Genomic DNA, 23,182 nt, shown 5'->3' on the forward strand with positions numbered 1-23,182 from the left:
CACACGTACAACGTCTACAAGAAACTCGGCGTGAAGAATCGCGAGGAGCTGCTTGACCTGGTCGAAGGGGAGAAATAGAGAAACAATCGCGGAAGTCTTGATGGCGTTCGGGACGAACCTGTCCGAACGCCATCGGAATCGCAAAGGGCAAGACCTGCGCTATTCCGCTGCCAGCATGCGGCAGGCCCATTGGGCGGCGACCATGCTGCCCTTCGCGAGCACGCTCTCGTCGATGGTGAAATGACAGCTGTGCTGCGGGTGCGAAGCCCCTACCTCGGGATTTCGCGTTCCAACGAAGCAGAACACGCCAGGCACGATGTTTAAGTACTCGCTGAAATCCTCACCCGAGAGCGTGCCGCGGTAGTCCGACACTGCGGGCTTCCCCAGCATGTCCACGACTGCACACCGCGCAACCTCCGCGCACACCGGGTCGTTCGAGAGGCCCGCATTGCCCTCCTCGAACGTGAACTTCACCTTGGCCCCGAAAGCGTGCCCTATCTTGCTCACGATACGCTCAAGACGATCGGGGACCTCGCGGCGCAGCTTGTCGGTCCAGGTGCGCACCGTTCCCGAAAGATAGGCGTGGCCAGCCATGATGTTGCGCGCCTCGCCACCGTGGAACTCGCCCACAGTTACCACGACCGGGTCGAACGGCGACACGTCGCGGCTGACGAGCACCTGCAGCCCGTTCACCATCTCCGCCCCCACGACGACGGCGTCGACGCCCTTGTGCGGCATGGAACCGTGCGCGGAGACACCCTCGATGTCGATGTGGAACCAGTCGGTGTTGGCCATGCGCTGCCCCGGCGCGCACGACACCGTGCCCGCGTCGACCTCGCTCCAGATGTGTGCGCCGTAGATGGCGTCGACACCGTCGAGCGCGCCGGCGTCGATCATGGAGAGCGCGCCTATCGAGATTTCCTCAGCAGGCTGGAACAAGATACGAACCTCGCCTTTGAGCTGCGATTTCGTCTCGAGAAGAATGCGGATCGCACCGAGCATCATGGCCATGTGCGCATCGTGGCCGCACGCATGCATGACGCCCTCGTTCTTGGAAGCGAACGGCACGCCCGTGTCCTCGGTCACAGGAAGCGCATCGATGTCGGCGCGAAGGGCCACGCGGCGCGCAGGAATGCCGGCGGCATCGTAGGCCCCGGGGGCCTCCCCGCGAACCGTCGCGATGATACCGTTGTTATCGAGGCGACGATATTCCACCCCCAGGCGATCGAGCTCGCCGCAGAGCATCTCCTGCGTATGCGATTCCTGCCCCGAAACCTCAGGATGCTGATGAAACAGCCGGCGCCACTCGATGATGGCGCACTCGGCGGACGCGGCGGCATCACGAACGAGCGCGGCGGTGCGGGTTCCTGCAGGTTCGGATTGGGCGAAGGCAAGCGCTTCGACATCGGCGCAAGGATGCATGGGGATTCCTCCGTAAAGATAAAGTCAAATCGACCTTGATGGTATGGGAAGAACGAGCGAAAGACCAGCGCAAAGCGGCAAAATCGCGCGAAACCAGAATTAAAGCGGACAAACGGTGAGAAAACGAGCTGTAAGGACGCAGAAGACTCAGCGGCGCGCATCTGCCAGGCGGGCGAGCGGGCTAGGCAGCGCGCTTCTGTTAGTTGAGTCGGAAGGCTTGGAGACGCCCTTCTATCGGGCGAGCTCCTCAAGCCTTCCCTTCCCGATTTAATTATCTCCGCGGCTCTCTGTGCGTTTGCCCATGAGCAGGTTCAACAACGAACCCGCAACGACGAAGGCGACGCCTGCCCAGAAAAGCCCAGGCAGCGCGAGCCCCAAGATGATCGAGCTTGCCACCACCGAGAGGAAGGGCGCCGCATACGATGCAAGCGCCATGCGCGACACGTTGCCGAACGCAGTCCGTGGTTCCAGCACGCGTACCCTGCGGCGATCGAGCCTGTCGCGGCAAGAAGCGCCAGGATCGACCCGATCGACGGCATGCTTTGGAGAACAGGCGCGCCCGAGGTGGCGAACATCGCCCAGAACACCGCCGCGACGCCGATCATGAAATAGGGCGTGGCATCCTTGCCGTTCGTGATGCGCGGCGTGACGACGGAATAGGACGCCCAGGCAAGCGCCGCCGCGAGCGTCAGGGCGAACGGAAGCGGATTCGAGGAGATATCCGCCGCGACGACACCCGCGTCAAGGCCGGCATCTCCCCCGATAGCGAGCATTACGCCCACCGTCGCAACCGCAGCACCCGGCAGAGCACGGGCGAATCCGCGCGCGCCGCGCATCGCCGTGGAGTTCAAAAGAACGGTAAGTGAGGGCCACAAATAGTTCACCATGCTGAGCTCGACTGTTTGCGTGGACGAGGCGGCAAGGCCGATCGAGGCGCTTATGGCGGCCTCGTAGAACACGAAAAGCCCGCCGCTGACCAGGAAGTACTTCAAGGGATAAGCGCTCGGCCGCGATGGGCGCAAAACGATGAACAGCGAGATCGCGCCAAGCGTGTAGATGAGCGCACCGCCAAGCAGAACGCCGAAACCCTGCGAGGTCAGGCGCACGAAGCCGAACATCATGCTCCAGAACACGAGCGCAAGAAAGCCCACCATCGTGGAACGATCGCTTTTGCCCATTCGCCTCACGCGGCCGCTTCCCTTCCCCATCGAATCACCAAACCGCCCTATAGTACAGGAGCGCAGGCGCAATGGGACGCGACGCCCGCAGAAGGAGGAAAAAGGCGACGGGTGATGAGCCGAGCACAGAGGCTGTAAGGGGCGCCGAGGCTCCGCAAGGGGCGAACCAGAAGGGGCGAGCGCGGGCCGCGCCGAAGCCGTCCACAGCACGGAGAACGCGGGGCGGGAAGCGGCGCCCGAGAGCGGCCGACGCAGCGCGAATCCCTCAATTGCCAGGTGCAAACGCCCTGGTTAGCGCTCGGTTTTCACGACGAAACCGAAATAGACGATATACCCCACCCACACGGCGGCAACAATTGCACGACCAACGGGAACGTTGCTCATCATGGCAAAACTCACAGCCAAAAGCGCGGTGACGGGCACGAGGATGGTGAGCTTCGCCTGCAGCGTCATGGAGCGCTTGGTCATATAGCCCTCGAGCACCATCTTGTAGACCTTTGTACCTTTAAACCAGCTGTTGAGACGATTGGAGCTGCGCGCGAAACAGAAGGCGGCCACCAGGATGAACGGCGTTGTGGGCAGAATAGGCAGCACCACACCCAACATTCCCAGGACGAAGAAGAGGAAACCTCCTGCCGCCCACAGGCAGTAGCGCAAGCGTGATTTTACTTGTTTTACCTGCTCAATTGGGATATTTTGCTCAATTTGGGCAGTCTGTTCGTTCACACGTTGTACCTACTTGCTGTTCGATATAACTAACAAATCATGAGAAAATTACCATGGCCTCCTCGTTAAATCAACCGTGGAAAACTTTTGAGCCTCCGGTTGCCTCTCTACGAAAGAAGAAGCCGTTCGCTTGTAGCGGCAATGGTTGCAGCCAACGAGCGCTCGTCGGCGCCGCGCGCTTCAGCAAGTAACGACATCGTGCGCTCGAGGCGCGGGGAGACGTCTTGGGGAATCGTCATAGGGGTAGGCTTGCTCGGGAAGTCGGTCTCAATGAGCAGGCGACCCTCGGGAATAGCGCGCGCATAGGCGCGGCCACGTTTCGTTTTGAGCATGCGCTCGTTCACCGAGAAGAGGCATCCCGACGCAACTGCGCGGGTCAGCTCCTCTTGCGAGCCCGAGAACCAGTGGAAAATGCAAGTGCAGGCATCGAGGCATCCCGTGCGTTCGAGCACATCGAGCGTGCACATCGCTGCCCTCGAGGAGTGGATCGACATGATGCGCCGCGGGAATTCCGCTGATGAGCGCGTGGCGTGCCGAGCATTACCAGGCCGCCCCGTTTCGCCGCGTGAGCTCACGACGGACTGCTGAGACAAGCCTGCGGCGGGCCGCCCCGCCGCCTCCCCTTCCCCAAGCGGGCGCGCCGAGGCAACGCAGACGCGCTCGAACGCCGCGATCTGCGCATCGCGCGTCTCCGCTCGCCGCGGCTGGAAGTCGAGCCCCACCTCCGAGATCAGAGACGCACCAGGAGCCAAGCGCTCGAACAGCGCGACTTCCCCTTCCCCGCAGGTGCCGTCAGCGACCCACCACGGATGAAGCCCCAAGCCAACCCGCACACGCGGGGCGTAGGGGGCGAGTTTGGAGCGCACGCGCTCGAAATCGCGCGGATCGCAGGTTCCCGATAGCGCGCCGCCGCATGCGGCGTATGCAGCGGCAAGTTCCGCCGCATTACCTGCAAAGTCCAGGTGGCAGTGCATGTCGATGAGCGGGATCCCCTCCATCACAACGATCGCCCGCCGTTTTCCAAGCCGAGGAGCGAGCAGATAACGTAGCCCGCGATCATCTGCCCCATGATGGGAGGCATCCACGAGGTGGTGCCGAGCGGAAGCTTCCGGCGGCGCTCACCTGGCACTTGCTCGGGCTCGGGCAGGCGCGGGGTGCCCAAAAGCTCGCGCGCCGAAGGCTCATCGGAATACAGGATGGTCCAGCGCTTAATGCCGAGCTTGCGTGCCTCTTTGCGCAAGATGCGGCAAAGTCCGCAATCGTGCGTGTCGTAGATGTTCGCAAGCGAAAGGCGCTCGGGGAAGAGGCGATCTGCTGCGCCCGCTGAGCACACGAGAGGAAGGCCTCGATCCTCGCACAGCTTCGCGAGGGCGATTTTCGCGGAGACCGTGTCAATTGCGTCGATCACGAAGTCGACGTCGCCGTGCGCATCGAGGAAGGCAGGCAGGTTCTCGGTCAGGACGAATTCGTCGACCGTTTCCACCTGAGCTTCGGGGTTGATCGCGCGCACCATCTCGCGCGCGACGTCAGTCTTGCGTCGACCGATAGTGCTCTCCCAAGCAACCGCCTGGCGGTTCACGTTCGAGGGCTGCACAACGTCGCAATCGACCAGCACAAACGATCCGATACCGCCGCGCGCGAGGGGCTCAAGGCAGTTCGAGCCGACACCGCCCAAACCGAAGAGGAGCACTTTCTTGCCAGCAAGAAGCTCGACGCCGTCCTGGCCGAAGACGATGGAGAGCCTTCCCCATCGATCCTCGAGAGGGGACGTTCGCGCAACGAGCGGGCGCCCATCGGGTGCGGGGGTTGTGTTCGGTTCGGCTGTCTTAGCCATGGGTTTGTTCCTTCCGGTGGGCTTCGGCAAATTAGGGGGGGGCGGGGGCGGGGCTTGCCCTCGAAATCGCACCATGGATAGGTGCTCGCGACGTCTTGTGGAGCAGTAGGGCAAGTTTGTGGTCAACTGAGCGAGTTGTGCGCGCCCGCTTGTTTCCTTCAAGCGCAAGAAAGCTGTTACTCGGCAAAGTTACACCCCAGATTTGGGTAATGTGGGGTGTAACTACAGAGTGAATGTCACTTTAGCGAGCCAACAGCAGCGCACAACTCTTTCTTTTGACCACGAAGGAGGCGTCTTGCTACTCGACGACCTTCGCTTCGTATCCCGCATCGACGATAGCGTCGACAAGCACCTGGTCGGCCACGTCGGCAGAGAGCTTCGCCGTCGCGCTGTTGGAGTCAAGGTCGACCACGGCCTCTTCCACACCCTCGACGCCCTCAAGCGCCTTCTTCACGTGGGCGACGCAATGCTGGCACATCATTCCTTCGACGGACAGCTTCTTTTCCATGACGATCTCCTTCGGTTTCACGGTTTGCACTTCTTCACTATGACCAGCGGAAACAGGCGAACCATCGCCGTCTTCCGCAGAGGGCCCATCCATCGTGGGCACACCCGCCTCTCTTGCGAGCGTAGCCTCGGGCGCGGCATCGGGTGCAGCCTCGGGTTCCAGCGCCGATGCTGCCCCGCCGAACGCCACAGGCATCCATCCGCGCAGGCGAAGCGCGTTCGACACCACGCACACCGAGCTGCACGACATTGCCGCCGCGGCGATCATGGGGTTCAAAGTTACGCCCGCAAACGAGAGCGCGCCCGCCGCCACGGGGATGCAGATCACATTGTAAATGAGCGCCCAGAACAGGTTCTGCTTGATATTGCGCATGGTCGCGCGCGAAAGCGAGATCGCCGCAGGCACATCTGCCAGGTCGCTTTTCATGAGCACGATGTCGGCGCTGTCGATGGCGATGTCGGTGCCCGCGCCGATTGCGATGCCGACATCGGCGCGCGCGAGGGCGGGAGCGTCGTTCACACCGTCGCCTACCATGGCGACCGTCCCCTGTTTCTGCAGGTCGCGTATAACTTCTTCCTTGCCCTGAGGCAGCACGCCGGCGATGACGTCGTCGGCACCGACGCGCTTCTGGATAGCGTGCGCCGTGCGCTCGTTGTCGCCCGTGAGCATGACGGTGCGGATGCCCATGCGCGAGAGCTCGGCGAGCGCCGCAGCGCTTCGGGGCTTGGGCTCGTCGGCCAGCGCGATAAGGCCTGCGAGCGCACCGTCGACTGCGAAGAAGAGCACCGTCTTGCCCTCGTCGGCAAGGCGCTGCGCCTCTCCTTCCGCCCCTGCGATGTCGATGCAGCCCTCCCCCATGAGCCGCGCGTTACCGGCGAGGCACGCACGCCCCGCAACCTGGCCGCGAAGTCCGCCGCCAGGGACTTGCTCGAAAGCCTCGACTTCCTGAGCTGCGACGCCGCGAGCCTCGGCGTACGCCACGATTGCCTGCGCAAGCGGGTGCTCCGAACGCTTCTCGAGGGAGTATGCAAGGGAAAGGAATGCGGCTGCCGCATCATTGCATTTCGGCTCGTCGATGGCTTCGGTTGCGCTCACAAAGCGAGTTCCGCACGAGCCGAACAGTCCAGTGGACTGTTCGTGCGAGCCAGGACTGCTGAGCGACTGGGCGCCTCCGAAGCCATCTGCAGCGCTCGGGGCTCCGGTGAAGCCTCCTTCGGCCACCAGCACCTCGCACACCTCGGGCGCGCCTTTCGTGATGGTCCCCGTCTTGTCGAGCACGACCGTCTTCACGCCGTGCGCGGTCTGCAGCGCCTCTGCCGACTTCACGAGGATGCCGTTCGCAGCACCGCGGCCCGTCCCCACCATGATGGCGGTCGGGGTGGCAAGGCCCAAAGCACAAGGACACGAGATGACGAGCACGCTGATCGCGTGGGAAAGAGCGGTCGCCACGCCCGCACCAACGAACATCCAGATGACGAATGTGAGAAGCGCGATCGCGATGACCACGGGCACGAACACGCCCGAAATCTTGTCGGCGAGCTTTTCGATAGGAGCCTTAGAGCTTGTTGCCTCATCGACCATGCGCACGATCCCTGCGAGCACGGTGTCGACGCCCACGCGCTCGGCGCGCATGGCAAACCATCCCGTGCGGTTCACCGTCGCACCCGTAACCGCAGACCCCACGCCCTTTTCCACCGGTACGCTCTCGCCAGTGATGACGGATTCGTCGACCGTGCCCCCGCCTTCGATCACCACTCCGTCAACAGGCACGCTCGCGCCGGCGCGAACGATGAGGATATCCCCCGGTCGCACCTGCTCCGCAGGGACTTCTTCCTCGGCACCGTCGACGTTGCGGCGAATCGCCGTTTTCGGAGAGAGATCCATAAGCTGCGCGATCGCGTCGGTGGTCTTCCCCTTCGCGCGCGCCTCGAAGTACTTGCCCAGCGTGATCAGCGTGAGGATCATCGCCGCCGACTCGAAGTACAAATCCATCGCGGCCATGTGCGCGAAATCGATGTCGCCGCGGCCCATCCCCCAGCCGATGCGGTAGATCGCTACAATGCCGTAGACCGTCGAGGCCGTCGACCCCAGCGCGATAAGCGAGTCCATGTTCGGCGAGCCATGGAAGAGCGTCTTGAAGCCCACGCGGAAGAACTTGAAGTTCGCGAAAATCACGGGCAACAAGAGTAGGAACTGGGTAAACGCGAACGTGAGCATGTTCTCGTGACCCAGGAAGAACTCGGGCAGGGGCCAGCCGAACATGTGGCCCATGGATAAGTAGAACAAGGGAATGGTGAACACGAACGACACGATGAGCCGCATGCGCACGTGCGCCGCCTCCTTTGCGGCGGCGTTTTCCCGCGCGGCGGAGGGGGCGACAGGACTGCTCGAGGCACCTGCGGCTGCGCCAACCTCGACTCGGGGCACCGCTCCGTAGCCCGCCTTCTCGACCGCCGCGCTGATCGCAGTGAGCGTGGCGGGATTGCCGTCGTATTCCACCTCCATCGAGTTCTTCAGCAGGTTCACCACAGCGTGCTCAACGCCAGCGACGCCCGAGGTCGTCTTCTCGACGCGGGCGGAGCAGGCGGCGCACGTCATGCCCGAAACGTCGAAGGTTTGCTTTTGCGTCATCTTCTACCTCGCAAACTTCTTGATGAGCTGCATCGCCTCGTCGATGATGGCGGTGTTGCCCGCCTCGATTTGCTCGACGACGCAGGTCTCCAGGTGGTTTTGCAAAAGGATGGCGGAAATGGAATGCACGGCGGACTCCGCGGCGGCGAGCTGTGTTAGGACGTCCCCGCAGTAGCGGTTGTCGTCAATCATGGCTTTCACGCCGTTGAGCTGGCCGATTGCCCGGTTGAGGCGCTTTTGCAGGTCGCGCTGGAACTCCTCGGAGCGCGGCGTTGCCTTATGGTGGCAGCAGCAGTTTTGCGCACGCGCGCCCTTGCTTTCGCAGGCGGCGTGCCCGACGCCCGAACGAGAAGACGCGGACGAAGAAGCGCCGCCGGCAACATCGTCGCACTTGGCGGCAGCTGGAGCGCGGTCGCACGAGGCGCCAACCGGAGCGTCGATGTGCTCGGCAGCGGGCTCGCCATCAGCCGAGACCTTGTCCGCATCCTCTACCGAGCGCTTGCCGTTTGCTTTGGCCATCGCAACCTTCCCTTCCTTCCACATACCCCCTGGAGGTATCTTATGGTCGGCATTATATACCCTCTAGGGGTATAGCAAGGGAAAACATGCGAAGTGGCGAAACTGAGCGGGGGCGGGTCACCTGCCGCCGAGCGACGCGATCTGCGAGCGCCAGAACTTCCGCAAGGCAGCCCGCAATGGATTCGGCGAAGCGCCCGGGAGGCGCTATCGCAAGCAGGCCGATGGGCCTTCTGCCCACACTGCAGCCGCGTCAGACGGCGCCTCGCACCAGCATTAATACATGCCGAAAACATTCCAGAGCATGACGTTCATGATTACCATGAGCACAAGCGTCGCGAACATGAAGTACAGCGAGATACGGTACACCGACACGGTTTCGGCGCCCTCGCCCGCCGCCGCAACAGCCCCGCGCGAGCCTACGGCAGAGAATTGCGTCGTCCAGTCTTTTGTGAGGCGCTTTTCGCTCTTGACCTGCAGAAGCGCAAGGAACACAATCGCGCCTGCCAGCGCGAAGAACAACCCGAAATCGCACACATAGCGCATGAGGATGCCCGCGCCCTGCAAATCGAAGATGCACAGCGCGAAGGCCACGCACACAAGCGCCACGAACAGCGGCAAAAGTCGCTGCTCCTTAAGCTGCGCGCGCACACGCCCGATGACGATGCCCAAAACGGCAAGCGTCATCGGATACAGGAAGAAGTAGCCGCCGAACATGGGCTCGTAGATGGTGATGCCCTGGTACGCAGGGTCGAGGTAGGCCTGCCGCAGGAACGGGAACTGGCTACCGAACACGGGCGGCTGGAAGAGGTATGCGTAGAGCCCGAACGGAATGCGGTCGAGGTGGAACCCTCGATGGGTCATATCGTTCGTGGTGAGGTTGTAGTTCGCGCCGAAGTCGAACGGAGAGCCGAATCGCGCGGCGTTGTAAGCCAACACCGCGACGGCGACCAGCACAAACGGCACCATCGCCACCTTGAAGGCGCCCATGACGTCCCGCCTGGCCCCGCGATCGCCCTTCGAGTCGCGCAAAAACGGCCAGAAAAGGACGAGCCCGAACACCGCGGAGAGCACCATCTGCGGGCGAGAGGCCATGGTGAGCGCGATGAGCAGCGCGCCGAGCACGATCTTCCCCCGCTCGATATAGCCGCGCGAGGTGCCCGAGACCCACAGCCCCAGGCCCCACGAGACGAGTGCGAGCGACATCGCCTCGGGCATGAAGTACATCGACGGCGTGCGCGCGAGGATGATGCCGCCGCCCGCGACGAACAGCATCACATCGAGCACCACAAGCACCCCGATCGACGTGCGCGGGAACCAACGACGGCACACCGCCGAGAGCAGGTACATAAGCCCCGCCGCATAGACGCAGTCGCAGATGGCGATGCCGAGCCACGTCGGAAAGCCCGTGTGCGTCACGAGCAGCCACGGCACGTAGAACACAAGGCACGGCAGGATGCCGAAGTAAACGTAATACTTCCCGTGGAAGTACGCATGGTCCCAAAGATAGGGCACGCCCTGCGCCGCACGTGCCTGCGTATCGTAGGGGTTCGCCATCGCCTGCAGCGCGTCGGAGGGCACGTCGTTCAAGTACAGATGCCCCTGAGTGAGCGCAACGGCGAGCTTTTGGTACTGGAACTGGTTCTCGTAGGACGGCGTCTGCGTCAAGGACACATAGTGCGAGTTGGAGAGCACGAGCGCAAGCACGACCACGCACTGCACGGCGACGAGCGCGACGATAAGGATACGGTGGCTCGTCAGGCGCGAGTCGCGAACGCGGCTGTAGAGGCCCGACGCGGGGCGCAGCGCGAAGAGCACGAGCAGGATGGCCAGCACCGAGCCCGCGCGCAGCGGGTCGAAGTCGAACGGAACCTTCTGATTGAGCGAGATGCCCGACACCTGAACTGCGCCGATGTCCGCGAGGTTCGTCATGTTCACCTTGATGGAATGGCACTTGCCGGCGGGGTCGAGCGAGATGTAGGTAGTCGCGGGGTCGGCGGGGTCGACCGACACGGCCGGGTTCGCGTAGTAGTTCGCGTTGCCCTCGTCGGCGAGCGAGATGACGACCTGGATCTTGCTGTCGGTCGCCTTCGCAGCACCTGCGGCATCGGAGAGCACCGGTGAGAAATGAATGGAGCGCACCGTGGAGTTGAGCCCCGTGATCTCAAAGGAGCTCGACGAGGAATCGAGCGTGATCGTGCCCACTTGCGAAGGCTGCGCCCCGTTGACGAGGTAGCTCCCCGCATCGGGATAGGTCATCGAGTAGAAGAACTGGAAGTTGTAGCCGAACACCTCGAGCGCGATCGCCAGCAGCACACAGACGAGAACGCCTACGACGTTGTGCGCCTTGCTGTGCGCACGGGCGAACACCGGCTGGGGCTCGGGTGTTTGCTGGGGCGGCTGCGGGGATGCGAACCGCGACGAGCGCGAGGGGGCCTTCTGCGTGGAGGCAGCCGTTCGACCTGCCGCTTTGTGGCCGCCGGCGACGCGCGCCTGCGATAGCGTCTTGTCTGCGCCGCGCGAAGCGTGCTTGCCCGAGCCGCTTCGGGAGCTGGCCGCACGCGAGTTCGCATTGCGAGAACCCGCTGCTCGCAACCCTGCACCGCCCGCAGCAGCCGAGCGCGAGCGCGCACCCGACGATGGCATGCGCTTTTGTTCACCCGCGCCACCCCGAGCGTGACTCGCCTTCCGATATTTTTGATTTTCTCGCGCGAACTGCTCGAACTCGGGCGTGGAATGGCCCGGCTCGAACGGATCGTATCCCTGATCGTTGTTAGCCATGCCCCAAGTATAAGCGCGATGCCGCGCAGTGCGCCCACTTCCACCGCGCCCCCACATCAAGCTTGATTCCCCATTCCTGAGCTTCTTTCCCGAATTCGCGAAGTCGTGGACAGAAATCGTCGATATGTGAGCCATTCGAAGGCGAAGGAGAGGATACGCGAACTCACCTCACGCATTTTCCCAGGTCAGAAAGTTCAACATAAAGTTTCCCTAGTGCAACTCCTCACATATCGGTGATTTTTTGTCCACGACGAGTCGATTTCGAGACAAGAGAGGAACGGGACCGGGCGATTTCCAGACAACCGATGCCATGCGGCCGTTTTCGCAGCGGCGGCGAAGACGCGCCTGCCCCGTCCAGACGTACCTGCCCCGCCAAGACGCACCCGCCGCACCTTTGCGGGAATGATCGGCGACACGTGGTTCGGCTGCTTGATTTCGTGTGCCTTTGAACTGGGATTACAGGAAAGAACGCGCAAACCCCGACACGCCGGCCGCAAAAGCTAGACGCGGAATCTCTCCGGCATGGTGAACCACACCACCCGCCCGATCGCGCGCGGGAGGGGGCGCTCTCCGCTTCGGGTGAACTCGATCGGCTCGTATCCGGGAAGGTAGGAATCGGGCATGAGCGTTATGCGGTCTTCGGTGACGCTTGCACGCTTCACCGTGAAGTCGCCGCTCTCCGTCCCGAACACATACACGTGCCCATTGACCACCTCGGACTCGGGCACAACGAGCGCCAGGCAGCCATTCGGCAGCACGCGGTTCATCGATTCGCCAGACACGCGCAGGAAAAACGCGTTCGGGTAACGCTCGTGCAGCGAATGCGGCACAGCGACGTATTCCTCGATAGGGAACGCGTCGCGCGGAGCTCCCGCAGCCACGCGCCCGAGCAATGGCGCTTGCTCAGATTGCGAATCGCTCGAGCGGCGAAGAGACCGGCGAGCAAAACCGTTCTTCTCGCTGTTGATATCCTCAAGGGTGAGGCCAGGAAATTCGCTGAGCAGGATGAAGAGGTTGCTGCGACGAGGTTGCGAACTGCCCGTCTCCCACGACGAAACCGTGGTTTGGGAAACCTGAAGGCGTTCCGCAAACTCGACTTGGGTCAACCCCGCATCAACGCGCACCGCCCTGATGTTGTTGCCGATCGCATTGTCCGTCGTATCGCCCACGCGCACCTCCCATTGACTCGACAATGCTACCAAACCTGCATATTCCCTCGATTGACGAGGCCTTGTTACCCGTTAAACTTAATAGCGCCATATTCACGGGAAGGGAGGCGGCGTGAAAAACTGGCTCACGCGCGCACGCGAGACATCAGGGCTAACGGCACAGCAATGTGCGGACGCTATCGATTTGCCGATATCGGAATACGCCCAAGTAGAGCGCCACCCCGGCACGCTCACCTTAAACGAGCTCGCAGCCCTCGCCCACGCAATGGGCCCCGCAGGCGAAACCCTCATCGAAGGCGCGTTCGAATCCCTTCGCGCATAGCAGTAAGGCAACAACCCGCAGGCGCCAAGCAAGCTCTCGAAGCGCTCCTGCAGCCACGACGCCCAACTCATAGGCGCCAAACCATCACATGCCCCGACACAACCTCTCGCTCGTAGGCGCCAAACTATCCCACCAGTCGGCGCGCACGCCGAAACAAATTCGTAACCTTCTATCGCGGCAGGCATCTTCGAAGCGGTTTCCAGCTACGATTACGGCATCCAGCTCGCAAGCTTTTACCTGCGCGAAAACTGACACGATCGAACCAGCGCGCATCGAGGAGAGCTCGCTTTCCAACGTGCGCAGCGAGCGGGCGGGCGGGCTGTTCGTCCCGCTCGTCGGGCCTGGGGACTGCGTCGTACGAGGTCAGGCGCTCGCCGAGGTGCGCGACACGTTCGACGGGTGCGTGCGCGACACGTTGCGCTCGCCGATCGACGGGCGCGTGTTCTTCAGCCGCACGGCACCGTTGGCGAACCAGTACTCGATCGCGTTCAAAATCGCGCCGCAATAGCGCATCGGGCAGAGCGGAGGTGTGCGGCGCCGAAGCACTCGGCGAAGCAGACTGATTCGTCGCGCTTGGCAAGCGTGGGCGCAACGCAAGCGACAGCGGGAGCGCACCCTGCAGAAAGCGGCTCATTCCACACGGCACGCCGCATTCCTATCGATTGCTTTCTAGAAAACGCCGCCCCAGACGAGAACGGCAGCGACAGCCACCACCCACAACACGGCCACGATGATGCGGACCGGGCGCGGGGTGCGAAGGCTCGCCGCAGGGAGGAGGAGCATCGCGATCGCGCCGCCGATAGCACCGCCCAGGTGGCCGCTGATCGAGATGTTCGGCACGAGCAGCGTATAGATAACGTTCACCGCGATGATCGAGAGCATGCTCTTCGAGAAGTCGCGAAAGACCGCGCGGTTGCCGCGAACGAGGACGCACAGAAGCGCCACGGCTACGAACAGGCCGAACACGCTCGTCGACGCACCTGCGGAAACGGAGTGCCCGCCGCCTTGCGCCATGTCGACCGCATAGGAGACGACGTTGCCCGTGATGCCCGCGACGAAGTAGAGCAAAAGGAAGTTTCCGCGCCCGAGCACGCGTTCCAAAAGCTCGCCCACGCTGTAGAGCGCGACCATATTGAACAGAAGGTGCATGAGGTCCATGTGCAGAAACATGGGCGCAACGAAGCGGTACAGGTCGGCAGGGCCTTGCACCATCGGCGCGTACATGGCCCCCATCTGGACCAACGTGAGGATCGAGATGTCCTGGCCCGTGCCCGAGATGAGCATCTCCGCCACGAAACACACCACGTTCACCGCGATCAGCGCAAGCGTCACCACGCGCCCCGAGTTGCGCTCGAAAAACGAAGGTTCCTCATCGCGCATCATCTCGCGGAGCTGCTCGTCGGTGATGGGTGCAGGCCGCGCGCCCGAAGAGAATGCCGGCGCCTGCTGCGCGTCAGATGAGGTGATCGGGTCGTCGGTCATTGCCGCTCCTTGCCATGGAATCGTTGCGTATCACGAACGTATGCTATCAGAAACCCGGCGGTCTCCCAAAAGGTACACACCCACGACGACCATGGCAGCAAACGCGATCATCGCGAGCAGAATCACATACGTGATGAGATAGGTTCCGAACGCTTCTGCCAAAAAGCCCGGCAGGAACGTGAAGATGAATCCGCCGAGCGCATAGCAGAGCTGGAAGTTCTTGATCGTCTTGGCCTCGCGGCCGCGCGGCGCAAGCTCGATCGACCAGACGGATATGCCCACCGTGCCGAGGGAAAGCCCGAGCCCGTAGAGGAACACACCAACGCCCGCAAGCCCCACGTTCCCCATATCCGACAGGCAGAGCAACAGCGTGCCGCCGATGAACAGGGCGAAGAAGAACATCGAGCCGCGCTTCGTCCCGACGCGGTCGAACACGACCCCGCTTGCGAGCTTAGCGACCGTAAGGCAGCCGCCGCACAGCGCCACGAGCGCCGCCGCTCCCTCGGCGGAGAAGCCCTCCGAAGTGAACAGCACGGCCAGATAGCTTGTGCCGCCAACGGAGATACAGCCGACGAACGTCATCGCGACCAGCACGAGCGGCGCGAGCTTCGCGGGGACATTGCGGTTGCGGCGAGCGGCACGGGTGCGACCAGGCTTGCCCGCCTTCTTCCCCTCGGGCGCCTCGTAAGGCTCAAGCCCCAGGTCGCGCGGATAGTTGCGCAGAAACAGGAAGACGAGCACCCCGAGGACAAGCGCAAGGCCCGACTCGAAGAGAAACGCCGCGGAAAGCGAGTACGTGCCGATGAGCGCAACCGCCACGTTCGGCAAGATGACGGCAGCCACCCCCGACCCGACCGCCGCGACACCCGCCACCGTGGCGACGCTCGAGCGGAACCAGCGATTGATCAGCATCGTCGAGGCGATCATGCCGCCCAAGCCGTAGCCGAGCCCCGTGAACACCGAGCCTGCGCACAGCCCGATGAAGCTTCCCGTGTTCTGCGAGTAGAGGAAGAAGCCCGCGCAGACGCACAGCGAGGCGAGAAACGCGCCGACGCGGCAGTTGAGAAGGTCGTAATAGCGCCCGACCACGAGCATGCCGAGCAGCGACATGAACGTGCGCACCGAGATGATGATCGAGCCGCCGGTGTTGCCAACGCCAGGCAGATTGACCAGATAAGGCTGGAACACGGAAAACGAGGTGGAGGGCAGGCCGACGTTCGTGAACAGGATGAGGAAGCAACATGCCGCGATCACCTTCTCGTAGTGTCGCTTGATCGCACCCGTCGACATATCCTTGCGGCCTCCTCTCCTGAAAAAAGGCGCCGCGCGGGCGCCTTCGTCGTCGAATCCTGCCCACCATGCTAGCACCTTGCGCAGCACACGGGCCCGTTTCGCCCAAGAAGCCCACGAACTGGGCAATTTTCCCCTGCTACTGCATCGGGGAATCCGACTTCTCGGCGGCATCCGAGCAGCTGCGCGCGTACTTGAGATAGCCGACCACGCTGTAGTGATCCGCCTCGTCGTCTGCCGGGTATCCTGAGCCGCCGACAACGCCGAGGTAGCCGCCCTCGACCTTGCTGCCCTTCTCGTCCACCACCACGGCGTGCCAGTGGCCGTATTCGTGCTTCGGTTTGCGCAGCTGGCAGGCGAGCGTCAGCTTAGGCTCGCCCTCTTTGCGAAAGAACGCGCCGCCGCTGCGGACCTTCTCGAGGAGAGTACCGTCGAGCCAGAAGCAGATAAACGGCGCCTCGAACGCGTCCGTGAGCGAATCGGCCTCGTAGTTGTAGACGTAGCAGAACAGTGCGCGGTCGCGCGAGCAGGCGAGCAGGTCCACTTCGCTTTGCTTGAGCTTGAACTCCACCGTCGCGATCGCGCCGGGGCGGTCGGCAGCCTCGCTCACGTTCGTCACCGCCGTTTTCACCTGGAAAAAGAACGTCTCGGGAGCCGTGCCAGGATGCTCGAGCTGCTGCTTGAGGTTGAGCGACACCACATCGATCCCCATGTCGGCGGGCGGGCGCAACGCATCGAGGCCGTTGCGGTACAGCGAGCTCATAAGCTGGTACTCGCCGGTATAGCCGTTGTAAAGCAGGTCGAAGAAGTCCTGTGCCACGCGTCTCTCCTCTGGTTTCGTTTTCCCTTTGGCCTCGGGCGGGACTTGGGGTTGGGGCTTTGGACGTCGCGCCAAGGCTTGTGCTTGTGGTTGTGCTTGGGGGCCAAGGCTTAGGCTTGGAGGTTTGCCCTGGGCCTCGGGTCAATTGTTCCATTCTAGCGCTAACGTGCCGCGCCGTCTTCCACGGAATGGGGCTCGGGCCGCCAAAAACAGGGGTCATGTCGCGAAAACGACCCCGACCTGCCAGAAATCGGGTGGTTTTCATCACCGAAGGTCGCTCGCTAAGCGCTGTCCGATCCCTGCGGCAAGCGAGTGCAGGCGGCGCAGAAGCATAATGCCAGGTCAGCGAGACATGCCCATCGATGGACCTCCCCTTCCCCCAAGCCCCGCCTCCCCGATATGATGAAAACTGCCCGATTTCTGGCAGGACCCCCCTTTGAAAATGCGCGGCCCAGCTTCGACCTTACGCAACATTTACCTGGCGGCCTCTTCCCATATTCCGTTTGTGGTATATCATCTACTATTTCGAAGGCGAGCTTGGCCTTGAGGACCGAAGCCCGTACTGGAAGATGACCACCGGCTTCGGCAGAAGAAGCCTGCAAATGCACATCGACTGGGCCGAGCACTGCGCCGCCGAACTGAGGAGCGCGAAATGAGAATCCTTGCAATCAACGGCAGCCCCAAGGGCGAGAGAAGCAATACCTGGCGCCTGACCAGCGCTTTTCTGCAGGGCATAGCCGCTCAAGAAGAAAATGCCCACGGGCAGGCACCCGCAATCGAGACCCTGAGCGTCGCCGCGCTCGACATCAAGCCCTGCCGGGGATGCTTCTCCTGCTGGAGCAAGACGCCGGGGAAATGCTGCATCCGCGACGACATGCAGGGGGTCATCGAGAAGATTTTGTGGGCCGACGTCGTAATCTGGAGTTTTCCGCTGTACTACTTCGGGTTGCCTGGTCCGCTGAAGAACCTGATCGACCGGCAGCTTCCCATGTCGCTCCCCTTCATGAGCGCGGAGGCGGAAAACGGCGGGCACCCGTCGCGCTACGACATGAGCGGCACGCGCACGATCGTAATCTCGACCTGCGGTTTCTACACTGCGAAGGGAAACTACGGCGGCGTAACCGACCTGTTCGACCGGCTTTGCGGGAAAGACGGCTACACCGCGCTCTTCTGCGGGCAGGGCGAGCTATTCCGCGTGAACGAGCTGGCGGAGCGCACCGACGAGTACCTTTCCTGGGTCAGAAAGGCCGGGGAGGAGTTCGCGCGCGGGAGCATACGCGAGGAGACCCGCAGCAAGCTTGACCAGAACCTGTTCCCGCGCGACGTCTTCGAGGCGATGGCGGACGCGAGCTGGGGAGTCGGCAAGTCGGGCGAGAAGGAAGATCCCAGCCTGGTGTTCACGCGCCAGATGGCAGCCCTCTATCGCAGGCAGGCGTGGCCGGGGCGCGACGTCGTGCTCGACATGAACTACACCGACATCGGCAAGACCTACCGCATCGTCCTTGGCGAGCGCGGAAGCCATGTGGAGGAGAAACCTGCCGAGGGCTTCGCCGCGGATTGCACCACGCAGATCAACACCCCCTTGAGCGTTTGGCGCTCGATCGCCAGCGGCGAGATTGCCGGCGACGAGGCGCTCATGAGGCATTTGTACTCGGTCGAGGGCGATTTCGACCTGATGATGCACTGGGATGAGTATTTCGGGGCCGCGGGCTCGGGCGACATGGCGGGCTCGGACTCGGCGCGCGCGGGCGCGGCGGGAGCGGGCACGTGCGGCAAGAACGAGCCCGAGCCGAAAACCAACATGATGCTGCTCCTCATCCCCTGGATCGTCTTTTGGGTCGCAGCCTCCATCGACAGCTTCTGGGGCAGCCTTGTCAGCATGGCGGTATGCGTGCTGCTGCCCGTATTGATGCATCGAACGAAGGTCACCCTCTACGACCAGATCTCGGCCCTAGGGGTTGGCGCGTGTTCCGTCGCGCTTTTGGCGGGCGCCCCTCCCATCCTGGTGATTCCCGCGTCGTATCTTCTGTTCGGGCTGATCTGGACGCTCTCCTGCTTCACGAAGGTACCGCTGACCGCGCATTACTCCAAGAACAGCTACAACGGCGACGCAGCGCTGCGCAACCCGATCTTCATGAGAACGAACCGCATCCTGACCGCCGCGTGGGGAATACTCTACCTGATCACGCCCGTCTGGACGTACTTCATCATGCAGACGGACGCGGCCAGCCTCGTCGGCGCGATCAACTCGGTCCTCCCCGCGCTGATGGGCGTCTTCACCGCGTGGTTCCAAAAGTGGTACCCCCGCCACATCGCTCGCGGGTAGCGCAATATCGGGAAAAACACGCTAGAATGCTATCCCATGAGGAAATTCAACCAACAAATCGAATCAACGGGAAGCGATGAAGCCTGCGCCACGTCGCTTCGGCGCGACGGGCGCGGGCTCGCCCTCGTCGGCGACGGGATGGAGCTTCGCGGCGACTTCTCGCAGTTGCTTCCCCGCATTCGGAAAGACCGCCTTGCAGGCGAGCTCCTCGTCCGCTCGGCAAAGGTTCGCGGCTGCGCCGAGCCGTGGGCGATCGATGCCACAGCGGGGCTTGGCGAGGACTCGTTTCTCCTGGCCGCAGCTGGGTTTCGCGTGAACATGTACGAGTCGGACCCCACCATCGCAGCCCTCGTGCGCGACGCGCTCGCCCGCGCGCAGGCAGACCCCAAGCTCGCCGACATCGCGCGGCGCATGGAGCTCTTCGAGGAAGACAGCATCGAGGCGATGGGCCATCTTGGGGACACGCCCGACGTGATCTATCTGGACCCCATGTTCCCCGAGCGCCGCAAGAGCGCCGCCGTGAAGAAGAAGTTCCAGCTCATCCACCATCTTGAGGCGCCCTGCCAAAACGAAGGGGCGCTCCTTGCCGCAGCCATTTCCGCCGCCCCGCGCAAAGTGATCGTGAAGCGCCCCGCGAAAGGCCCGCATCTCGCGGGCGTGAAGCCGAGCCATTCGCTCGCCGGCAAGGCCGTGCGCTACGACGTCATCATCCCCGCGAGCATAAAGGTACCGCTCGCTTAACTTCACACTACTTCTCCCTTGCGCAACCTCCCACAGCGCGGTAGAAAGGAAATTCGGCGACTGCGCGCGGGCGCGAAAATGCGAATGCGCGAGCGCGCCACTATCAAGCGATTGAGGTATCTGGGGGATTTCGAATGTCGTCGCAAAACACTGTGGAGAAGAAGGCGAACCGCAACAGCATCGACATGCTGCATGGGCCGCTTGTGGGCAAGCTTTTCCTCTTCGCCATTCCGCTGGCCTTCTCGAGCATCTTCCAGCAGCTGTTCAACTCAACCGACGCCATCGTCGCCGGACGCCTCCTCGGCTCCACCGAGCTCGCCGCAATCGGCGGCGTATCGCCCTTGGTCGCGCTGTTCATCAGCTTTTTCGTAGGAGTCTCGATCGGCACGAACGCAACGATCGCCATACGGATCGGGCAAGGCGACCGCTCGAAAATCCGCGCCGCCGTGCACACCACCGCGGTGATCGCGATTGTCTCCGCCGTGTTGGTAACCGTGATCGGCATCGCCATCGCAGGCTTCCTCGTAGACAGCGTGGGGATCCCCGACGAAGCGCGCGCCGAATCGGTTAGCTACCTGCGAATCTATTTCGCCGGCGTCGCCTTTTTCCTCGTGTTCAATTTCGGCTCGGCAATCCTGCGCGCAAAGGGCGACACGCGGCGTCCGCTCTATGCGCTCGCCATCTCCGCGGTGGCGAACGCCGTGCTCGACATATTCGCCGTGTCAGTCCTTCACCTGGGCGCCGCGGGAATCGCCGCCGCCACCGTTGCCGCCTACGCACTCGCCGCGGCGATCGTAATCGTGATGCTCATGCACGAAGAGGAAGACTTCCGCCTGAACGTGCGGGAGCTTCGCGTCGATCAGCGGGCCTTGCACCAGATTCTCTACATCGGCGTGCCCTCGGGTTTGCAGGGCGTCGTGTTCGCGGTATCGAACATCATCATCCAAACATCGATCAACAGCTTCGGCACCGACGCAATCGCGGGATCGACCGCTGCGCTCAATTTCGAGTACTACACTTACTTCATCATCAACGCATTTTCCCAGGCCGCCATCACCTTCGTAGGGCAGAACTTCGCGGCGGGGAACCTTTCGCGCTGCGACAAAATCGTCGCCTGGTCGATGGGCCTCTCCCTCGGGCTCTCCTTTGTGGTGTCGGTTGCGCTCGTCAGCCTGGGAAACACGGGCCTGAGCATCTTCACCACCGAGGCGGGTGCCCTCGTTTTCGCGACCACGAGGCTATGGCACGTCGAGCTACTCGAATGCCTCCCCAGCACCTACGAGATAACGGCAGGCGCGCTGCGCGGCATGGGATGGTCAATCCTTCCGACAGTCGTCGTCATCATCGGGTCGTGCGTGCTGCGCGTCATCTATGTGTTCACGCTGTTCCCGCTGCTCGGCAGCTTCGAGGCGCTGCTGAACATCTACCCTGTGACTTGGATCGTCACCGGCACCACGATGATCGCACTCTACCTTTTCGCAAGGAAGCGCACCTACGCCAAGGAGCGCGCGAAGATCGCCGCGCGCAAGCAGAAGCAGGCGGCGCGTTCCAACGCCGCCGTGTAACGGGAAAATTAACGCCACATAATGAAAAAGCGGTTGCGCCCGAAGGGGGGGACGCAACCGCTCGAACCTAGCGCCAGTGCACGCGAGCACAATATCGCTTCGGCGCAGGACCCCTTAACTATGCAGAGAGATCGAAATTAGACCCGAAAATGGGACACGTGATGCCACAGGCAAGCCCAAGACGGGCATGTGCCTACGCGAGCATCATGAAAAGCTTCGCCAGAACGAAGCCGATAACACCGCATGCAGGGAACGTGATGATCCAGGCGAGCAGCATGTTCTTCGCGATACTCCAGTTCACGCGCTTGATCGATTTCGAAGCGCCCACGCCCATGATGGCGGACGTGTTGCAGTGGCTCGTGGAGACGGGCATGCCCGTCAGGCTCGCGAACAGAAGCGTGAACGTGGTCGAGAAGTTCGCGGCGACGCCCTGGTACTTCTCGAGCTTCACCATATCCATACCGACGGATTTGATGATGCGCTTGCCGCCGACGACGGTGCCGAGCGAGATGGCCGCCGAGCACACGATCATGATCCACATCGGGAAGCCGCTTGAATCGGGCGTCGAGCTGCCGAAGGACAAGGCCACGCCGAGCATGGCGATGGACATGAACTTCTGGCCGTCTTGCGCGCCGTGGAGAAACGACAGCGCGATGGCGCACAAATCCTGGATGATGACGAACAGGCGGTTCGCGTAGATGCGGTTCACGCTGCGGAAGAGCGCTTCGATGACCTTGGTGAACAACCAGCCCAAAATAAAGCCTGCAACCAGGGAAAACACCATACCGTAGATGACCTTCGCCCACTCGGCGGGAACCACGCCCGCCCAGCCGTTGAGCGCGATGGCGCCGCCGGTGATGCCGGCGATGAGGGAGTGCGACTTCGAGCACGGGATGCCGAAAATCCAGCAGATGACGCCCCACGCGATGGCGCCTATCATAGCTGCGACCAGGGCTAAAAGCGCGGCGTTCGTGTCTCCCGAGAAGTCGACCATCCCAAACATCGTCTTCGCGACGGCGGTGGAGATAAACGTCATGCCGACCAGGCCGACGAAGTTGAACACAGCAGCGAGGGCGATCGCGGTATTCGGCTTGAGGCAGCGCGTGGAAACGACCGTCGCGATGGCGTTCGGCGCGTCGGTGGCGCCGGAAACGGCGGTCACGCCGATGACGAGGATCAAAATCACGAACAGGATGGGCTGAGCCATCGCCTGGGTAAGAAAATCTACGAACGTAAGCGCCACGTGCAACCCCGTCTATGTTGTTGAACGCCCTTTCGGGAGTTCGTCTTGGTCCCGTGCGTGTCAATCACAAGGCGCCGCCTTATGCAGACCGCATTTTACACAGCCTTAACAATGTAGAGCATGCCTGGGGACGCAAGGTCGCAATATCGGCAACGTGCATAAAACTTGCCGACGGCGGGGAGGGGCCTGCGCCTTCCAACGAAGAAACCACCGGGAGCGGCGACGACAACACGCCTGTGACGTTCAGAGCAGGGAGACATGCCAGGAATTGGGCACTCTTCATCATTATTGCGTTAAAGAGTCCCACTGACAAAAAACCTCCAATAATGGATGTTTTTTTGACCTGGGGTTATTCTATCACCCTATACGTTGTTTCCCGAAATAGCACGGAGATTGCGGCACCACTTGATGAAAACCACCATTTTTCTGGCAGTTCTTGGGGGTAAAAATGACCCGTGCGAGTGAGCACGGCGGCAACGCTCTTATGTATGGCTGAGAGCCTTCGATATCAAAAATGCGCGAAAAGGCCCCGTTTCTGTGCAGCAACTGCACAGCAAAAGAAAATGGCGGGTGCGGTACGTGGGTTGGGGGCATCGTAGCGCAGAGCCGCCTTAGGGTGTTCATCGTC

Annotated in this window: 17 protein-coding genes and 1 pseudogene; 5 read left to right on the forward strand and 13 right to left on the reverse strand. The window is 62.3% G+C overall.

Annotated features, from left to right (window positions below; all coding sequences use genetic code 11):
• Nucleotides 1-159: 159 nt before the first annotated feature.
• The 9 genes and pseudogenes from Q0G18_RS00590 to Q0G18_RS00630 all read right to left on the reverse strand — a co-directional run bounded on the left by Q0G18_RS00590 (nucleotide 160) and on the right by Q0G18_RS00630 (nucleotide 12,765).
• Nucleotides 160-1,422 (reverse strand): amidohydrolase, encoded by a 1,263-nt coding sequence (locus tag Q0G18_RS00590; RefSeq protein WP_297148494.1) that lies wholly within the window; start codon nucleotides 1,420-1,422, stop codon nucleotides 160-162.
• 311 nt (nucleotides 1,423-1,733) lie between these two features.
• Nucleotides 1,734-2,600 (reverse strand): aromatic amino acid DMT transporter YddG, encoded by an 867-nt coding sequence (gene yddG, locus Q0G18_RS00595; protein ID WP_297148496.1) that lies wholly within the window; start codon nucleotides 2,598-2,600, stop codon nucleotides 1,734-1,736.
• A 291-nt stretch (nucleotides 2,601-2,891) separates the two neighbouring features.
• Nucleotides 2,892-3,326, reverse strand: coding sequence for a YbaN family protein (locus tag Q0G18_RS00600; RefSeq protein WP_297148498.1), 435 nt, complete (start codon nucleotides 3,324-3,326; stop codon nucleotides 2,892-2,894).
• 107 nt (nucleotides 3,327-3,433) lie between these two features.
• Nucleotides 3,434-4,324, reverse strand: a complete 891-nt coding sequence (locus Q0G18_RS00605) for a TatD family hydrolase (protein WP_366768826.1) — start codon at nucleotides 4,322-4,324, stop codon at nucleotides 3,434-3,436.
• Nucleotides 4,324-5,160 (reverse strand): tRNA threonylcarbamoyladenosine dehydratase, encoded by an 837-nt coding sequence (locus Q0G18_RS00610; RefSeq protein WP_297148502.1) that lies wholly within the window; start codon nucleotides 5,158-5,160, stop codon nucleotides 4,324-4,326. The genes Q0G18_RS00605 and Q0G18_RS00610 overlap by 1 nt, the downstream gene beginning before the upstream one ends.
• Nucleotides 5,161-5,458: 298 nt before the next feature.
• On the reverse strand, nucleotides 5,459-8,299 hold the full coding sequence (locus Q0G18_RS00615; RefSeq protein ID WP_297148504.1) for an HAD-IC family P-type ATPase: 2,841 nt from the start codon (nucleotides 8,297-8,299) through the stop codon (nucleotides 5,459-5,461).
• A 3-nt stretch (nucleotides 8,300-8,302) separates the two neighbouring features.
• A pseudogene (locus tag Q0G18_RS09465) lies at nucleotides 8,303-8,593 on the reverse strand (metal-sensing transcriptional repressor); the annotation flags it as partial.
• Between the two features lie 498 nt (nucleotides 8,594-9,091).
• The gene (locus tag Q0G18_RS00625; RefSeq protein ID WP_297148507.1) at nucleotides 9,092-11,461 is read right to left on the reverse strand and encodes a hypothetical protein; all 2,370 of its coding nucleotides are present in this window, start codon (nucleotides 11,459-11,461) and stop codon (nucleotides 9,092-9,094) included.
• A 635-nt stretch (nucleotides 11,462-12,096) separates the two neighbouring features.
• Nucleotides 12,097-12,765 (reverse strand): LexA family transcriptional regulator, encoded by a 669-nt coding sequence (locus Q0G18_RS00630; protein WP_297148509.1) that lies wholly within the window; start codon nucleotides 12,763-12,765, stop codon nucleotides 12,097-12,099.
• A gap of 112 nt (nucleotides 12,766-12,877) precedes the next feature.
• Here Q0G18_RS00630 and Q0G18_RS00635 point away from each other — a divergent pair, with 112 nt between their 5' ends.
• Nucleotides 12,878-13,087, forward strand: a complete 210-nt coding sequence (locus Q0G18_RS00635; protein WP_297148512.1) for a helix-turn-helix transcriptional regulator — start codon at nucleotides 12,878-12,880, stop codon at nucleotides 13,085-13,087.
• A gap of 88 nt (nucleotides 13,088-13,175) precedes the next feature.
• Nucleotides 13,176-13,595 (forward strand): hypothetical protein, encoded by a 420-nt coding sequence (locus tag Q0G18_RS00640; protein ID WP_297148515.1) that lies wholly within the window; start codon nucleotides 13,176-13,178, stop codon nucleotides 13,593-13,595.
• A 161-nt stretch (nucleotides 13,596-13,756) separates the two neighbouring features.
• Here Q0G18_RS00640 and Q0G18_RS00645 read toward each other — a convergent pair whose 3' ends face one another.
• The 3 genes from Q0G18_RS00645 to Q0G18_RS00655 form a co-directional block, all read right to left on the reverse strand.
• Nucleotides 13,757-14,569 carry a rhomboid family intramembrane serine protease gene (locus Q0G18_RS00645; protein ID WP_297148517.1) on the reverse strand — a complete coding sequence of 271 codons (813 nt, stop codon included), beginning with the start codon at nucleotides 14,567-14,569 and terminating at the stop codon, nucleotides 13,757-13,759.
• Nucleotides 14,570-14,599: 30 nt separating this feature from the next.
• Nucleotides 14,600-15,859, reverse strand: coding sequence for an MFS transporter (locus Q0G18_RS00650; RefSeq protein ID WP_297148519.1), 1,260 nt, complete (start codon nucleotides 15,857-15,859; stop codon nucleotides 14,600-14,602).
• 139 nt (nucleotides 15,860-15,998) lie between these two features.
• Nucleotides 15,999-16,679 (reverse strand): hypothetical protein, encoded by a 681-nt coding sequence (locus Q0G18_RS00655; RefSeq protein WP_297148523.1) that lies wholly within the window; start codon nucleotides 16,677-16,679, stop codon nucleotides 15,999-16,001.
• 652 nt (nucleotides 16,680-17,331) lie between these two features.
• On the opposite strand from Q0G18_RS00655, the gene Q0G18_RS00660 reads away from it, so the two are divergent.
• From Q0G18_RS00660 to Q0G18_RS00670, 3 genes are all read left to right on the forward strand, one after another.
• Nucleotides 17,332-19,005, forward strand: a complete 1,674-nt coding sequence (locus Q0G18_RS00660) for a flavodoxin family protein (RefSeq protein WP_297148525.1) — start codon at nucleotides 17,332-17,334, stop codon at nucleotides 19,003-19,005.
• 36 nt (nucleotides 19,006-19,041) lie between these two features.
• Nucleotides 19,042-19,746, forward strand: coding sequence for a class I SAM-dependent methyltransferase (locus tag Q0G18_RS00665; protein WP_297148527.1), 705 nt, complete (start codon nucleotides 19,042-19,044; stop codon nucleotides 19,744-19,746).
• Nucleotides 19,747-19,880: 134 nt separating this feature from the next.
• Complete coding sequence (locus Q0G18_RS00670) at nucleotides 19,881-21,311, forward strand: MATE family efflux transporter (protein ID WP_297148529.1); 1,431 nt, start codon at nucleotides 19,881-19,883, stop codon at nucleotides 21,309-21,311.
• A gap of 193 nt (nucleotides 21,312-21,504) precedes the next feature.
• Here Q0G18_RS00670 and Q0G18_RS00675 read toward each other — a convergent pair whose 3' ends face one another.
• Nucleotides 21,505-22,518, reverse strand: coding sequence for an inorganic phosphate transporter (locus Q0G18_RS00675; RefSeq protein ID WP_297148591.1), 1,014 nt, complete (start codon nucleotides 22,516-22,518; stop codon nucleotides 21,505-21,507).
• Nucleotides 22,519-23,182: the final 664 nt, after the last annotated feature.

The sequence above is a fragment of the uncultured Ellagibacter sp. genome, assembly GCF_934636505.1.
GTDB lineage: Bacteria > Actinomycetota > Coriobacteriia > Coriobacteriales > Eggerthellaceae > Ellagibacter.